The 16,709-nt window shown below is 65.1% G+C and carries 7 protein-coding genes; all 7 read left to right on the top strand.

Annotation, left to right across the window (positions count from 1 at the left end):
- The first annotated feature begins 76 nt into the window (after positions 1–76).
- The gene (locus G6O54_RS25970) at positions 77–1,831 is read left to right on the top strand and encodes a type II secretion system protein (protein WP_165229760.1); all 1,755 of its coding nucleotides are present in this window, start codon (positions 77–79) and stop codon (positions 1,829–1,831) included.
- Entirely contained in the window at positions 1,831–3,390 is a 1,560-nt protein-coding gene (locus G6O54_RS25965) for a prepilin-type N-terminal cleavage/methylation domain-containing protein (RefSeq protein WP_165229757.1), read from the top strand. Before G6O54_RS25970 ends, G6O54_RS25965 begins: the two co-directional genes overlap by 1 nt.
- A 98-nt stretch (positions 3,391–3,488) precedes the next feature.
- The gene (locus G6O54_RS25960; protein ID WP_250847089.1) at positions 3,489–4,925 is read left to right on the top strand and encodes a hypothetical protein; all 1,437 of its coding nucleotides are present in this window, start codon (positions 3,489–3,491) and stop codon (positions 4,923–4,925) included.
- Positions 4,926–4,981: 56 nt separating this feature from the next.
- Positions 4,982–7,132, top strand: a complete 2,151-nt coding sequence (locus G6O54_RS25955) for a PulJ/GspJ family protein (protein WP_250847088.1) — start codon at positions 4,982–4,984, stop codon at positions 7,130–7,132.
- 49 nt (positions 7,133–7,181) lie between these two features.
- Complete coding sequence (locus tag G6O54_RS25950) at positions 7,182–13,223, top strand: ribosomal eL19 family protein (RefSeq protein ID WP_165229754.1); 6,042 nt, start codon at positions 7,182–7,184, stop codon at positions 13,221–13,223.
- Positions 13,224–13,407: 184 nt separating this feature from the next.
- Positions 13,408–14,682, top strand: a complete 1,275-nt coding sequence (locus G6O54_RS25945) for a DUF1559 family PulG-like putative transporter (RefSeq protein ID WP_165229751.1) — start codon at positions 13,408–13,410, stop codon at positions 14,680–14,682.
- A 355-nt stretch (positions 14,683–15,037) separates the two neighbouring features.
- Positions 15,038–16,390: a prepilin-type N-terminal cleavage/methylation domain-containing protein gene (locus G6O54_RS25940; protein WP_205679044.1), complete on the top strand. Its 1,353-nt coding sequence runs from the start codon at positions 15,038–15,040 to the stop codon at positions 16,388–16,390.
- Positions 16,391–16,709: the final 319 nt, after the last annotated feature.

The following is a 16,709-nucleotide window of genomic DNA, read 5'->3' as shown; positions in this document are numbered from 1 at the left end:
CGGATGCGAGTGCGACGATCATGCGGGGTCGGTGGAGAGGCGTCGGGATCGGGCTTTGAGGAATGAGGTTGCGGATATGCGATCAGTCTCGGGCCAGACGCGTGGGAAGGCCATCGCCGGTGGTCCCCCGGGGTTCACCCTGGTGGAGCTCCTCGCGGTCATCGTGATCATCGGCATCATCCTGATGTTCATCCTCAAGTCGGCCATGGATGGAATCCGTCGCGCCGAGGAACGAGCCACCCAGTCCCTGATCATCAAGCTCGAATCGGGATTGAACGACCGCCTTGATGCATTGCTTCAAAACCTGCCGACGCCGAATTATGCCCATGCCTACCTGGCGGGCATTTACCCGGCCGGATTGGGGACGGAGGCGGATAGTGGGCCGATCATGCTCCCGGCCGCCATCGATCTGTCCTCGGGTGCCCCGAATCCGAAATGCCTGACGCTTCAGCGTGCCCAGGTGATCGCCGCTTTCGACTTCATCAGGGCAGAGATGCCCGACGTCTTCTATCTGGATCCGTCCTTCGTCGCCAATCCCAATTCGTACAGCGGATCTTATGCGATCCAGTTTACGGGCCTGCCTTTCCCTGGGACGGCCCTCGTGACCGGCGGGAATTACATGCTCCCCCTCGGGCACATGGTGACCGGGCCGCGTAATAACCTTGGTGCGACTTACGGCTGGACGTCCGGGTTCGGGGATGGACACATCGACCCGCAGAGCGGACGGCTTGTCTCGACCCACCCGGAGTTCGGCTTCACCGGTTCGGGCATCAACGGAGCGTCCTACCCGGCGGCTGCCGCCCTTTACAAGGGCCTGGGGATCAGCACCCGGGGCTACGACATGGTGGACAACGACGGCAACGGCCTGGTCGATGATTTCGCCGAGTGGTTCAACGGCGTTTCCGCCACGGACAGGTCGGCCATCGTCACCAAGCTGGCGGCGCACACGCACAAGACCGCCAGGGCCGAGATGCTCTATGCCCTCCTCGTCGAGGGGGTGGGGCCGCTCGGGTCGGTCTTCAACCGGGACGATTTCACCGACCGGGAGGTCCGCGATACCGACGGCGACGGCCTTCCCGAGTTCGTGGATGCCTGGGGCGAGCCGCTCCAGTTCTTCCGCTGGCCCTTGCTCTACCACTCGGACCTGCAGCGCGGGCAGCGCATGATCGCGACGACCGGGCAGTCCTGGACTCTGGTCCCGCCCTACGGAGATCCGAATACGGGCAACGGCGGCAATTACGACCAGCGCGAGCAGAATCCGCTCGACCTCAACCAGCAGCTCATGGCGCCGGCCTGGTGGTCGACTTCGGGGAGTGGAGGGCTCGCGGCCAATGGCGCCTCGCCGATCGCGCCGGTCGTGGGGATCGCCAGCCCGCCCGGGATGAGCAGCGCGGCCCATTTCTTCGCCTCATACTTCCACCGGCTCTCGGACGCGACCACGCCCGTGGGAGGAGGCTTGGACTGGGACCGGGCCGGGGGTTCTCGCCGTGCCTTCTACACGAAGTTCCTGGTCCTCTCGGCCGGCGAGGACAAGGTGCCGGGGGTTTTCCTCTACAGCAGCGCGTACCTGAACTCCCTGGGTTCCACGGATCAGATCGCGCTGCGCCTGCTCGCCAATGAGAATGGCGCGATGCCCTTCGGGTGGAACGGGACGTCGGGACCGGCGGTCGATTTCGTCTCGACGGCGTCGATCTCCGCCGCGACCTCGATCGGTTACAGCCCGGCCGCCGACCCGGAGCATCCGTCGACGTCCGACGTGCTCCAGGCCGCCCAGGACGACATCACGAATCAGAACGTTCAATCCACGGGCGGGATCGGAGGGTCGGGCTGATGAAGTGCTTCCGCGGGATCAACTCTCCGTTCCCGGATCGGATGGGATGGCGCCGGCGGCATCGGGCGTTCACGCTCGTCGAGCTGCTGGTCGTGATCCTGATCATCCTGATCGTCAGCGCCGTGACGCTCCCCTCGATCATCTCGGCGGTGAGTCACCGCCAGGTGAGCGAGGCCGCTCGGCTCCTTCAGGCCTCCATGGTCGCCGCCCGAGACACGGCGGTCCGCACCGGCTCGCCCACGGGGGTCCGGCTGATCTCCGACCCGACCATCAGCGGCATCGATCCGTCCACGAACATGGTGGATATCAACCTGCCGCTGGCATTCAACCGGATCATGCCGTTGGAGTCGGCCCCAGACTACACCGAGGGCATGGTCAGCATCATCAAGGATCTGCCGCTTTTCTCGCCGTTCCCCGCGGCGATGAGCACCTATCCGCCGGCAGCACATTTGCCCTACGTCCTTTATGCCTCCAACCCGGTGAAAGTGCTGATGGTCGAGGAATGTCCCATCGACACGAGCTCACCGGTTGGCCTGGCCAATACGCCGACCTCCTGGTTCTGGAACGTCCGGATCGGCGACAAGATCCGGATCGCGGATAGCGGGCATATTTATACAATCGTTGGTCCAATGGTCCAGTTCAACCCCGAGCTCTTCGTGAACGATGGACCGGCCGGATCTCCGACCCAGCTCCTGCGGACCTATCTGCCGAAGGGGTTCACGGCCGGCATCGATTTTCGCGTGGAATATCTCTTCCTGATCAACGGGCAGGACGACGACACGCCAGTCCCGGACGGATTCATCGACAACGGCTGGGACGGCATCGACAACAATTTTAACAACACGATCGACGAACCGGCCGAATGGACCGAGACCGAGACGTGGATCGGCACGATCGGGGGGAGACTCGCGGGAGTGAACTCGACGGTACTGAGCCTTCCTCCGATCCCGCCGAACCCCCCCACGACCGGCCTCCTCAACCAGCCTTACACGATCACGAGGCGGCCGATCCCGAGCTCGGGTTCACGCGAATTGTCACTTCCGTCGAACGTGGTGATTGATGCCACGACCTGGGCGAGCACCCGTGAGCGCTCGCGATTCCCTCTTCCGGCGATCACCCTTGGGGCCTCGACCGCGGCGCCCACGTCGTCCCAGGTCCTGAACCCGTTCTCGGGGAACGTGGACCTGATGGTCTATCCGGACGGAGCCGTGGTCCCCACCACCATCTATTCCTCGCCCTCCTCGTTCGGGCTGAACGGGTCGTTCATTCACCTCTGGCTGGCCGAGCGGAGTGACGTGGTCGCGCCTGCCGCGGTGTCGGCAACCGTACCCTGGGCGCTACCGATCCCGTCCGGCTTGACCCTGCCGGCGGCGGCGACCGGCCGGGCTGAGCTCAAGGGTGAGAGCAGTTTGATGACCATCTTCTCACGGACCGGCCGGATGGTGATCAACACGCCGCCGCGGTTCGACGATCCGGCGAACCCCGCGAACGGGACGGCGTACAACCTCAATCTCCCGTTCCTGGAAGCCCAGCAGGGTGTCAGGGGGGCCAACCAATGATCCGGCTACAGGAAAAAGCTCACGGTCGGTCCTCCGCCGCACCCCGGGTACACTCCAGTCGACCGGGGATCACGCTCACCGAAGTGTTGATCTCGATCATGATCATCGGTATCGGACTGGTCTCGTTGGCGACGCTCTTCCCGCTTGGGCTGCTTCGCCTACGAGAGGCCCAGCGCCAGTCGCGTTCGGCCTACCTGACCGAGTCGGCGGCGGCCGACATTGCGGCGCGGGGACTATTCCGTGCGGACACGTTCGCGGCGGCGGACTTCCTGAATTCCTACCCGCCGGCCCCGTGGGCCGCCGGGAGTTTCAATCGGTGGTTCTATTCGCCCGTGAAGGCGTCTCTGGACCCTGCGGGAGACGGCAGTTTCAACCCGCTCTTGCAGGACACGCCCGGTTACACGGTCGATCCATACTATGTGAATGGGCCGATCTATTCCCCGCAGGGGGCGGTTGCCGTCAATCGCGGGCTTCCCTTCGCCTATGATCCCCTGTGGCGATGGCAGACGGACCACGTCAACGGGGGGATCTATCTCCAGGATACCCACAATCCAAGCTATGCCACGACTCCGGGGATGACGCCCGAGGCGCGGTTCGCGGCGGGGAATGTCCTCCGGACGGTCATCCCCTCCGACTACGACGGCAACGGCGAGCCCAGCGCCCACGGCCTCCAGCGGCTGACAAATTTCAACCGACCGGCCTATACGAATGCGGCGGGAAACCTCGTCATGCCGGTGATGCCGTCCGCAAGCACCGTCCCGGGGATCTTCGTATCGCCCGAGGACATGGTGGTCCAGGATCCGACTGTAATCCCGCAGGCGAGCCCCGTCGTGCCGGACTTCAGCATCTCCGGCAACGACAGCCTGGGGAGTCCTCAGGTGACGTTTGACTGGCGGTTCAGTTGGATGATCACGGGTCGCCAGACCAACACGGCCAACGGGGCCGCGTTCGACGGGAACGTCGTGATCTTCGAGAACCGTGCCTTCGGGCTTGACCTGGTGCCGGCGGGAAACACCGGCACGAGCGTCTACCAGGCATCGGGAGAGATGGTCTACGAGGGGATCTTCGGCTACAGCCAGAACGTGGTCACGGCCCCCGGTTACGCCGTGGGTTATGCGTCAGGCGCGGATCGCGTCGTCCTCGTCCGCTGGCCTGCGGGGATGGAAGACCCCGTGATCAAGGTCGGGAACTGGATTGCGGACGTGACCTACGAACGGGTCCAGAGCGTGGCCAACCTCCGTTGCTCCAATTTCCCGGATCCGGTCAGCGGAGTCCTCGGCGGTGTCCCCAACATGCTCAACAATGGCGAGTGGGACAACCTCCCGGCCCAGCGTTGCATCTGGTATCAGGTCCAGAAGCTGGGGCCGGTTCAGAACGACCCCCTCGGCGGCTACCGAGCCATGGTCGTGTATGTCGATCGCAAGCTCGAGGCCCGGACCCTCCTCCAGCCAGGCGGGGCCCCGGTCTATCGAAATGCAGTTCTCGTCGCGCCTCATGTGGTCAACGTGATTCCGCAGTCCTTCTTCCTCAGGTAGGAATTCCCATTCGGCCACAGGCATGCCGGCGACGGCCTTCGCTCGGGGACCACGACGTGAAACGATCTCATCGAATCGACCGACGACATGGGGCTCACAGCCGGCGCGGCGTGACGCTCATCGAGATGCTCGTCACCCTGGCGGTGCTGCTGCTCATGATGACGGCCGTCGTCAAGATCTTCCAGGCGGCGACGAGCTCGCTGAACTCCGCGCAGGTTTACCAGGAATTGGAAAACCAGCTCCGCCAGCTCGACACGACTCTCCGAATGGACCTCTCGGGCGTCACCTGCAAGATGACGCCGCCCAACGATCCGGCCAACAATCCGGGGTATTTCGAGTACGGGGAGAACGAGTTCGCCGACGGCCAGGGAGAGGATGGGGACGACTACATCCGGTTCACGGCCAAGGCCCCCGCGGGCAAGCCGTTCACGGGGAGGATGTGGATACCTCCCCATGGCTTCCCTGGCCTGGTCAACGCCCCCTATCAGCCGATCACAGTGACCAGCGAGTTCGCCGAGATCATCTACTTCCTGCGGAATGGTAACCTCTACCGGCGCGTCCTGCTGGTCGCGCCCGAGCGGCAATCCACGATCGTGCCGACGCAGTCTTTCACCGGGGGGACGAACAATCAGGGGACGATCAGCAACGGTGTCGGCGGGACGGTTAGCTTCAATTTCCTGCCCAATGCTCTGGGCGGGTCGCTCCAGACGAGCTGGCAGGGGATGAACGACTTCTCGGCCCATCCGGCGCCGTCCGGCCCGGATCCGAATATCGTGCTCAGTCACAATGCAATCGTCCTGAACACCCTGGGGCACCTGGCGAACCGCGAGAACCGGGCCTTCCATCAGCGCTTCGCCAACGACTTCCTCTCGAACGTTAACCCGTCGGTGACGTCCCCGGACAACGTGGCCGACGACGTCAACGGCGATAACGTCCCCGACTATTACCCGACACTCTACCCCGAGGCGTACGGACACGCGGTCGGGGCGGGCCAACTGATCTACGAGCCCTTCTACGGGAGCTTCGGTCGATACGCCGTCGGCGTCCGATTCCCGTATGTGTTTCCCGGTGCCTATAGCTGGCCGCAGCTTCTCGACGGAGGCGTGGCGCCTTACGGTTGGATCCATTCGCCGAATCCTCAGTATTACAACGCGGCGACCAACTCCGCGGTGGCCTTCGACACCAATCCGCTCCTGTACCTCCAGGGACTCAACCATCATCCGGTCGACCTGGGCGACAGCCTGCCGATACCTCCTTTCGGCGCGGCCGCGACGGGCACAATCTACAACACGACGTGGTGGGGCTTCCCGACGTGGCGAGAGACTCTCTCCCCGAACTGGGTCGATCCATCCTGGCAGGTGAATGGCGTGAATTTGAGCCAGCCCTATGGCCTGCCGCCCCGCCCGGCGAATGTCTTTCCCACCACGGACGATGTGAACTTCCTGCCGCCCATGCGGTACGACGGCTTCACGGGGGATTTCGGGATCTATCGGCGAAATCCCGATTTGTTCTCCGACTCGCTTGGGAAGATGAGCTACTTCTGGGGCGGGGCGGCAATCAACCAGGCTGCGCTCTGGCAGTTGAGCTGGGAGGACGACCTGATCATGACGGGCGTCCGCAGCTTCGATGTGAAGGCCTACGACCTCTGCCGCGGCGACTACGCCGATCTCGGCTGGGGAGACGATGCGCGGATTACCGGGATCACGACTTATCCCCCCTATCTGAACCAGACCCCGACGGTCACGACGTGGAACTATCTCAATTTCGATACGTTCAAGCAGACGTTCGCGCACGAAGGTCGGATGCCTCCGCTCGTGAACGACAACCGCCTCGACGCGTCGTATCCCAACCCGACCTACATCAGCCCCACGTCGTTCACGCCGGAGTACGCGGGTTACCCTGAATACTCGAGCAACGTGGGGGATAACACGGCGAGCGTGGTCCGGCTGCGGCGGGTGTGGGATTCGTGGTCCACCGACTACACGCGGGCGCCGGCGAACGGGGTCTACCTCAACAAGGCCAATCCCTCGGATACGATGAACGGCTTCCCCTGGGGGCCGCCGCTCTCGCCGCCGGTCTACCCGTCGTACCCGCCGCCGTATCCGGCCCCCCTGAGGGGGATCCAGATCCAGGTACGCGTCACCGACCCGACCAACCAGCGTATCAAGACATTGACGATTCGTCAGGATTTCACCGATAAGCTGTAAGCTATCGGGTGTGAGTGCAGGGTGTCCTGCAAGACCGGGAGGCACGATCATGCTCGCCAGTTCGACGCGAAACCGGCTCCGGAGACGAGGGGTCATCCTGATCCTCGTCCTCGGACTGCTCGGTCTGATGGCCCTGATCGGCGTGACCTTCGCCACGTTCTCCGGTCAGGCCCGCCAGAGCGCCCGGAGCTTCGTCCAGTCGAAGTTGCAGCCCCCCAGCGACGAGCTGATGGACTACGCGCTGGCCCAGCTCATCAGCGATACGGCCGACGTCCGCTCGGCCATCCGCGGCCACAGCATGGCCCGTGACATGTACGGCAACGATGCCAATCGGAACGGCTACGTGGACGCCCATCCGACCAACGGCACGTTCCTGACGGTGACGGCCTCGAGCACGACCGGCGCCGACACATATTTGACGACAAACATCCAGCTCGGCGACCCGGCGTTCTATGGATATGATTTCACCCGGTGGACGATGCGAGCGCACGTGCCCGGTGCGGTCGATTCGTCGCTGGAGATCCTCGATGTGACTTCTCCGTCGGGTTACCTGGTCTTCCATGTGAAGATCACCGCGACCGAATCAGGGACATCACTGTACAACCCGAACCTTGGCACGACGGTCCCTGCGGCCGCCTATTACTTGCTCCAGGCCAACTTCAACCTTGGCGGGTCCAACCCGGTGCCCCCCTACCAGATTGTGCTCGATGGTCGGTGGATGCACGCGTTCAACGGCCCGGGAATCGGGGCGTTGTCCTCTCGGGGCAATTTCCGCTTCAACGGCCAGTCGCCGGCCACTCAGGGCATGGATGAGGACTACGACGCGGCCGATCTCGAGAACTGGTTCCTGGCCATGCAGAGCGCCGACGGCCAGGTGATCATCCCCTCCTTCCACCGACCGGCCGCGATCCGCATCGATCCGGGGGCCACGGTCCCGGTCTACGACTGGGGCGGGACCGCCAACGCCACCTACGAATCCAACGCCGTCGGCAACTGGGCCAACTCCGCCTCGCGGATCCTCCGGCCTCGCGCCGCCGATGGACACGACTCGGCAACCTTCCCCGACCTGGTGCCGGATGCGACCACCAAAAAGCTCAACTTCGACGTCGACAACGACGGCGATGGCACCACGGACTCGGTCTGGGTGGACCTTGGCTATCCGCCCAGGAGGAACGCGCAGGGCCATCTCTTCAAGCCCCTCTTCGCCTTCATGGTCATCGGCCTCAACGGGCGGATCCCGCTGAACTCGGCGGGGAACCTGGCGGGGAGCATCAATCCCGGCATTCCGTTCCCGACGGTGAGCCCTACTTACCATTACGGGAACGGTGCCTACCACGCCTCGCATCTCGGCAATTCGGTCAGCGAGATCGACCCGAGCTATGCGTTGCAGAATGCCTTCGACCCGAACTACGACGTCGCCGCGGCGTTCAACTATCCGCTCGGTGTCTCGACCGACACCATGGTCAACACGCAGGTCGACAACGCCGGCGTCGACGTCCGGATCTCTCAGCTCCGAAACCTGCTCGCGGGGACCAGGCCCCCCACGACGTCGACCTTCGGGACCATGACCGACGCGGACAAGAACTACGTATTCTCTCAGCAGAATTCGGGGAGCGCCACGCAGAACCCGCTGGCCATGCCGAACGGAGTCGCCGATCCGAACGACACGGCCTACGGCGTCGACCCGGACAACGCGCCCGTCGTCCTGCGGCTGACGCCTTCGGTCCCGGGCCGGTGGGGCGAGTCGGGCTCCGTGCCGGGAGGGATCCAGGCGCCGTCGGCCCCCAGCCCGCCGGCCATCGGCGGCTACCTCAACCCGGTTCGGGCCACCTATCTGAATCCCGTCCGCGCCGGCTACTCGTACGACTCGACGGACGTCCTGACGGGCACGGCCCGCGACGCGGCCGACGACAATTACAACGGCTTTGATCCGGCCCCGCTCGGTCATGGAGGAGAGGTGGCCGATTCGGACGCCTACGACCCCGCCGGCGCCCTGCTGCTCCCCGTGGACCGGATGCGGCGGTTCGTCACCCCGGCCGACATCAACGGGACCGGCTCGGTGACGCCGTGGACGACGACCTACCAGGCCGGGGCCGACGCACTCGGCCGGGTGAGATTCTCCAGCTACTATCGCCCCCCCGGGACGCCGGGGTCGGTCACGCCCTATTCAGCGTCCACGCCGCCGACCACGGGGGAGGTCTACTACCCCGTCAGCGGAACCACGGGGAATTACTTCTACACCAACGGGCCGACGAACAACCCGAACAGTCTTCCCTTCCCGACGTATCTCCCCGACGTGACCAACAATCCCTTGCATGCCTTCGAGTTCTTCCGGTTGCCGCCCGTGATCGCGGGCGGGGGGCCGGGGCACACGCCGAGCGGGACCTGGACCTTCCAGTTCCAGCGGAGCGGAGGCATGCCCGTCAACAGGACCCTGGACACCGCCGGCCACCTGTTTCCGATCCAGTATCCGACCTATGACGCCACTGCCATGGCGAGCAAGTCGTCGGACGGCCTGAACGATGCGGACGAGATGAACCTCTATAATCCGAACGCGCAGGCAGACCAGGCGTTCGGCTATGGCGACCTGGAATGGCTCTATCGCCAGCAGGACGTGGACGGTTCCTCGCTCTCGAGCAGGCTGCCCCAGCTTGCCCCCATCAGCTTCGCGAACGCGGTCGACGCCCAGCGGCGAAGGCGGCTCTTCTCCACCGACGTGTGGGAGTCGAACGTCTTCTCGTGGGCCCCGGACAATCCGAACAGCGCGTTCCCGAACAACCGGCAATTTTCCTCGCCGACGGCCGACGCCAGCCTGCGTAACTTGAGCCTGCCAACGCCGTCGCTGGCGCACCGGGACCGGAAGATCAACCTCAACATGCCGCTGCCGGTCTCGAACGACCCGGACGAGCCGGTTCGTCGGAAGTGGATCAGCGACGCCTACCAGTTGCTCAAGTCGGTCCTGCCGCCGAAGGCGACGGATACGCCCGAGGAGAAGGCGCAGCTCAGCCAGTTCCTGGTCAACGTCATCGACTTCCGCGACCCGGACGGCACGATGACGCACTTCCAGAACCCGGACGTGATGATGGTACTGGGCGACGCCTCGACGACCCCCATGAAGCCGAGTTACCTGGTCCCGGCCGGGGCGACGGTGGCCGCCGGGTCGCCGGTGATCCCGCTCCACCAGTTTGGGATGGAATACAACCCGGTCGCGATCAACGAGGCGATGGCGAGCTCGTACCTGATGAACGGGACGGGCGCGGCCAACAGGTCCAATCGCTTCATCGTGGAGCTGGTGAACACGCTCTCGCAGTCCGCCATCAGCTTCCTGCCGGCAAATAGCTTCAACCCCACGATCGCCAATCCGCCCGACGTGTCCCAGCTTGACCTGTCGGTCGCGAATTACGACATGGTCATCGCCGGCGACGATCCGGTCAGCCGACCCGACCCCTACGTCGGGCAGCTCCAGCCGATCGTCACGGCGAGGTATTACGGGCAGATGCCATTCAACCAGGCGACCGGGGCGACGCCCCTGTTCTCCCCGGCCCTGACCACGGGGACCGTGCAACTGCCGCCGCTCTATTCCTACGGGGCACCCGTAGCGGCCGCGGGAAGCCCGTTCTCGGCGGCCGACTTCCCGACCAACTACTTCTACACGATCGGCAGCGCCCCGCCGTCCGTGGCCGCCACGCCGGTCATCCCGCTGGTCGGCACGCTGAACTCGGCCTTCGATCCGTTCAGCTCCACGGCCCCGCCGGCGACGGTGCCCACTACGGTCATCCCGCCGGCCTGGACCAACGGGATGACGGATACCAAGGGCACGGCCGTCGGAATCCCGACCAAGGCGTATCCCGCCAAGATCACGGCCGCCCCGCCCACGGGCGGCGCGCAGTATTACTGGGCCTGCCTGAGGCGGCCCGCCAACCTGTTCGCGCCCCCGCAGCCGAATCCGGCGATCGCGGGCTACAACCCGATGGTGGTTGTCGATGCGATGCGTTTTGCCTTCTCGGAAGGGGGCGGGACGATCGCATCCGGATCTCCACCCACGATCAACCTCGGCACTCAGCGGATCTGCTCCAGCCAGCGCTGTCAGCCGTTCCGCGGGGGGCACGCCGTCCGGCTGCCCAGCGATACCACGACGGGGGTCGCGCCACTCTACACTCCCTACGGGTATTCCGAGCAGATGGCCGCACCCACCTCGGCCTCGACGGTTGGTAACTACAACGACGGGACGACAAACGGCGCCATCACGAGGCAGATGTACCACACGTTCGGGTTGATGAACGACCAGTCGGAACTCTGGGATTATTTCCCCTTCAACGACCGGGACTTCACGAGCGTGGCCGAGCTCCTGCTCGTCCCCGGCTGCCCCCCCGGCCTGTTCACCAAGCAGTTCGTGGAGCTGGCGCCTATGCCGCCGACTACCGGGGCGGTGGCCTCTGTGCCGATCACGTTCCCGGTGCCGTCGACCATGCCCCCGAATCCCCCCACGGCGGCGACCACGCCATCCGCCGCGCCGACGTCGCCTAACGCGGCCCTGCGGGCGCCGGTGCCGACGGCGGGGACCGTGTCCCAGCCGCGGACCTTCCCCTACCTGGTCGACAAGTTCTTCTATACGGGCTATGGCAACACCACGGCCCCGGTGCCGGCGATCGGAAACGACCCCGGCGGCAAGGTGGGCGGCCACGCGGCCGACGGCTGGTTCAAGATGATGGAGTTCTTCGAGGTGCCCAGCCAGGCGATCGGCGCCATCGGCACGGTCGCGGCGGGGACCAACTTCGATTGGGCGCGGCAGGACGCCCGGGCCGGCCAGGTGAACCTCAACCTGATCATCGACGAGGAGGTCTTCTTCGCGGTCTTCGGCTCGCAGTCCGTGAACATCACGAACGGCGCCGCCCTGAGCAACACGGACTCCTTCACGCAGACGCTGCTCAGTTTCGCCCAGGTCTCCGGGGGACCGGGAGTCACCCCCGAGATCGTGACCTCGTCCAAGTCGGGCGGGGCGCCGAGCACGTCGTACTCGATGTGGGGAGCGAGCTCCCATCCCGGCATCGTCGCCAACGACCCGGTGGGCCACGGCGGCGGGGCTTACAACGGCATGAAGGCGGCCTTCGCCCAGTTCCTCTACCTCCGCCACGGCGGCGACCGGTTCCTCTTCGGCGCCAACAACACGGAACGGCCGTTCCACTCGCTCAGCTATCCGGACATCGATTACACGATCATGAGGCCCGCCAACCTGCCGCCGACGGCGACGTCGACGCCGGCGCTGGGCTACACGGCCCCCACGGGGACGCCCGCGGGATACTACTTCAGCAATACCACCGCCGGGTACGTGGGCGACCCGGGGCTGAGGAATCCCTACCTCAATCCCTGGGGCCCGGTGAGTTCCGTGGCCACCGCGGGCGTCTACGGACCCACGAACACGTATCAGCCGGGAATCAACATCTACAACTCGACGCCGGCCACGTCCGTGACCATGACGATGCCGCCGCCGATCCCCCCGCGGCGCCTCTTCCAGCCGCCGGACGCCTACGGCTCGAACGCCTTCGGCACGCCCCCGACGCTGCCGCCGACGGCGCCTCAGAGCAACGCGAGCGACTCGGGAGATCCATTCGTCAATCGGGCCCTGACGGCCGCGAACGGTGCCCTCCCGGTCCTGACCGGCGGGCTGTACGCCAACAGCGGCTATCCCAACATCTTCTGGTCGGGCAATGCGCCGGCCCCCGGCATCCCGGCCACGGGCGTGTACCTGGGATCGAATGTGACCCCGAAGCCGGACCTGAGCCAGAGCCCTTACTGGCGGACCGAGATGTTGCAGAAGGTCATGAACCTGACCACCGTGCGCACACATCAGTACGCGGTCTGGATCACGATCGGATTCTTCGAGGTCAAGCGCGAAGGGGACCTCGGCATGCTGGCAACCGCTCCCGTCCTGGCCTTCGACCTGATGGGCCCGGAGATCGGCGCCGCCGTCGGCCAGGCAACCCGCTATCGCGCCTTCTTCATCGTGAACCGATTGAAGCTCACGGGCTTCGATCCGAATACGCCCGGCAGTTTCCGCCCGGCCGTGGTCTATCGCCAGAGAATTGAGTGATCGACGAGTTTTCTCGGAGGGAACCCTCGCTCTCGCGTATCCTTAGCAATAAAGAGCGCGGCTGGCTCCGGTACTCGGACCGGACGAGTTCGCCGCCGGCTGTCCAGCATAGCATCTTGTTCGAGGCCGGCGGAGCCGTCTAGAATCAACCTGATCCCGTCGTCAACCCAAGAAAGGACCGATCATGACCCCCCGTCGTCGTCGAGGCTTCACCCTGATCGAGCTGCTGGTGGTGATCTCCATCATCGGCGTGCTCGTCGGCCTGCTCCTGCCGGCCATCAATTCGGCCCGCGAGGCCGGCCGCCGCGCCCAGTGCCAGAACAACCTCAAGAACGTTGCGCTGGCCATCACGCAGTTCTCCACCGCCAAGAACGCGTTCCCCGCCTCCGGCACGTTCTTCGAGGCGACCACCGTCAACACGACGGACCCCACGACCTCGTCGATCTACACCGCCATCAACAACCCGACCGGCTCGGTGCCGGCCAGCTATGCCCGGAGCTGGGTGGTTGACATCCTCCAGTACCTCGACAATGTCGAGCTCGCCAACGCCTGGGACCGTGAGAGCCCCTATCTCTCCACGAACCAGACCGCCGGCACCGCCGTCAGCAACCTGACGATCTCCAAGACGGCGCTCGCCATCCTCCGCTGCCCGGACGACCTCAACGCCCAGGACAACCAGGGCAACAACAGCTACGTCGTCAACAGCGGCTTCACCCGCTTCCCGGCCGCTCCGACCCAGTGGGTCGGAGGCATGACCGACGGCGCCCCGGCGAACGGCTCGACCGTGCTCTCGTGGCTGCCGACCGTCACCAACGGCGCCCCCTGGCTCACCAACCAGGGCATCGGCCAGAAGCTCGGCGTCATGTTCCCCGCCTCGGTGATGCCCTCGAGCGTCGCCGGCGGTAGCGCGGTGAACTTCCCCTGGAACGTCAAGACCACCGTCAGCGGCGTCGTCGATGGCATGAGCACCACGCTCCTGCTCAGCGAGAACACCCTGGCCGGATACGCCCCCGCGGGCGCCAGCATGCTTCCCAACATCGACGCCAACTGGGCCTGCCCGCACCCCAACTTCACCTCGTTCCTCGCCTCGGACAACGTCTGCGGCACGGCGGGAACCTGCTCGACCATGAGCCTGGGCCCGGTCACCGATACCGCGTCCGGGACGCAGACGGACGGGCCGGACTGGGAATGGGCCAACAAGCCCGGCACGTATGAGAACATCGGCTATGGTCAGAACCTGACCATCAAGGGGTCCTTCCCGTTCATCAACAGCGGACACCCCACCGGCTTCAATGCGGCGATGTGCGACGGCTCCGTCCACTTCATCCGCAACACGATCAGCGGCATCGTCTTCTCGAAGATCGTCAGCCCCGCCGGCAGCAAGCTGCCGCCGCCGGTTGGCACGACCTACAAGGGTCTCAAGCAGCTCCCCGTCAGCCAGGATGACATCGGCGGCTGATCCTCCAAGCTGCCCTCAAGCGTTGCGTCCTTCGTTCGACGACCGGGTATCAGAAGCCCGCCAGCCTCACCCCTTCGGTGCAGGCTGGCGGGTTTTTCGCTTTCAGCAGCAGGGTCTTTACTCTGCATTCGTCGATGTCATGATGGGAGCCTGAGTGCCGACGTTGGCACTCCCGCGTGAGGATGCTCTTGCGCCGATCCGTTTTGCCGGCGTTCCGTGTCGAACGCATCGAGGCGCACTCCGGTCCATTCGCCGGGCTCGAGTTCTCACGCGGCGGGATCGTGTTCTAGGGTGCTTCAAGGAGGACGACCCGGGGATTCGCCGGTGTGCTGCTGCGCCGGCGGAGGAGAGCACCATGATGCGCATCAGTCGCCGGTATGGCCCCGATCGGGGCCTGCGCCGAGGGTTCACGCTCATTGAGCTGCTGGTGGTCATCGCCATCATCGGCATCGTCTCGGCCATCGGCCTGACCGTCGTCTCGCACGGATCGACGGCGACGGCTGCCGCCGCTCGATCGCTGCAAGCGGCCCTTGTCGGAGCCCGAGATGCCGCGATCGCCACGGGCCGGCCGCACGGCATCCGCCTGCTGCTCGATCCGGCCTTTCCGATCTCCCGCCTGTCCGACGGCTCGATTGATCCCTCGAAGCCGCTCTGCGCCAACCGCATCATCCCGATCGAGGTGGCACCGGACTATTCGGAGGGGCTCGTCGTCGGATGGGGTGCCAACTATGAGTCCTACAGGCGGGGGTTCCCGGGCAAGCTACCTTGGTCATCCTCCGAGGTGTATCCGTACCCGGACAGGCTCCTCATGATCCAGGAATGCTCGGTCGACCTTGCCACGAGCGTGATGAGACCACCCACGAGCTGGTTCTGGAACATTCGCGTCGGAGATCGGATCCAGATCGGCGGGGTTGGGACCTGGTACACCGTCGTGGGACCGATGACCACGCCGAACCCCGAAATGTTCGTCAACTGCGGGAAGCCGGGCGTGGATTTCACGGGGGTCAGGAGCCCTCTCGTCCTGTTCCTGGCCGAGTCCATGCAGTTTGTGGAAGGCGACTACCTGTTCCTCGTCAACGGGCGCGACGACGACGGGAACGGCTTCATCGACGACGGTTTCGATGGAATCGATAACAACCACAACGGCCTCGTGGACGAAACCGCGGAGGGAGAGGAGGAGAAGGCGGGCCCCGATCTGAGGAAGACCTACCTCGGGGAATATCCCTACGTCATCAGGCGGCGACCATCGCCGTCGCCGGGGGGAATTCCGGTCACGCTCCCCTCGGGAACGGTGATCGACCTGTCCACCTGGAACACGACAAGGGAACGATCCCGGCTGCCGATCAACACCTATTCGGGCGAGGTGGACATCCTGGTCAACGCCCGCGGCGAGGTCGTCCCGAGCACGATCTACTCGACCCCGGCGAGCACCCCATTCGGCCCTCCATTCCTCCATTTCTGGATCGGCGACCGGAGCGACGTCTTTGACCCCGACCCGACCGCCACCCCCCATCTGCCGACCCTCGGCGCCGATTCCGGTCCCGCGCGGTCCATCAAGGGCACGCCCTACCTGGTCTCGATGAATGCCCGCTCGGGCCGCATCGAGACCACCACGCTGGCCCCGATCAAGGCCGGCGGAATGGCTGCCGCCAGCTCGGCCTACGATCCCAACCTGATCTTCCGCCCGGTCGAGCAGGGCGGGCGCTGACCCGTCCCGTCCGCCCCTCCTGCACCCATTTTCGCCCCGGGTCAGGAAAATCGACGGCCGCGTGAAACTCGAAGGCGAAAAATCGGGATCTTATTAGGATGAGCGGGGAGTCTTGCGCGCCCGGCCCGTCGCGTGAATCGTTCCGATCCAGGATCGACGAGCGACGATGGGAAGACTGCAGAAGGTACCAACGCGCCCAACCGCCACGCGAGCGTCCCGACGATCTTTGGCAATTCGTAAGACGGTCGGAAAGGAGTCCACGCCAGCCCGCCAAGGAGACGCGGGAGGGCAGAAAAAAGAGGAAAATGGAAGGGCAAAG

Origin of the sequence: Aquisphaera insulae, from assembly GCF_011064615.1 — a bacterium.
In the GTDB taxonomy this organism is placed as follows: Bacteria; Planctomycetota; Planctomycetia; order Isosphaerales; family Isosphaeraceae; genus Aquisphaera; species Aquisphaera insulae.
Note: the sequence above shows the minus strand (reverse complement) of the source record. Positions and strands in the feature narration are given on the sequence as shown.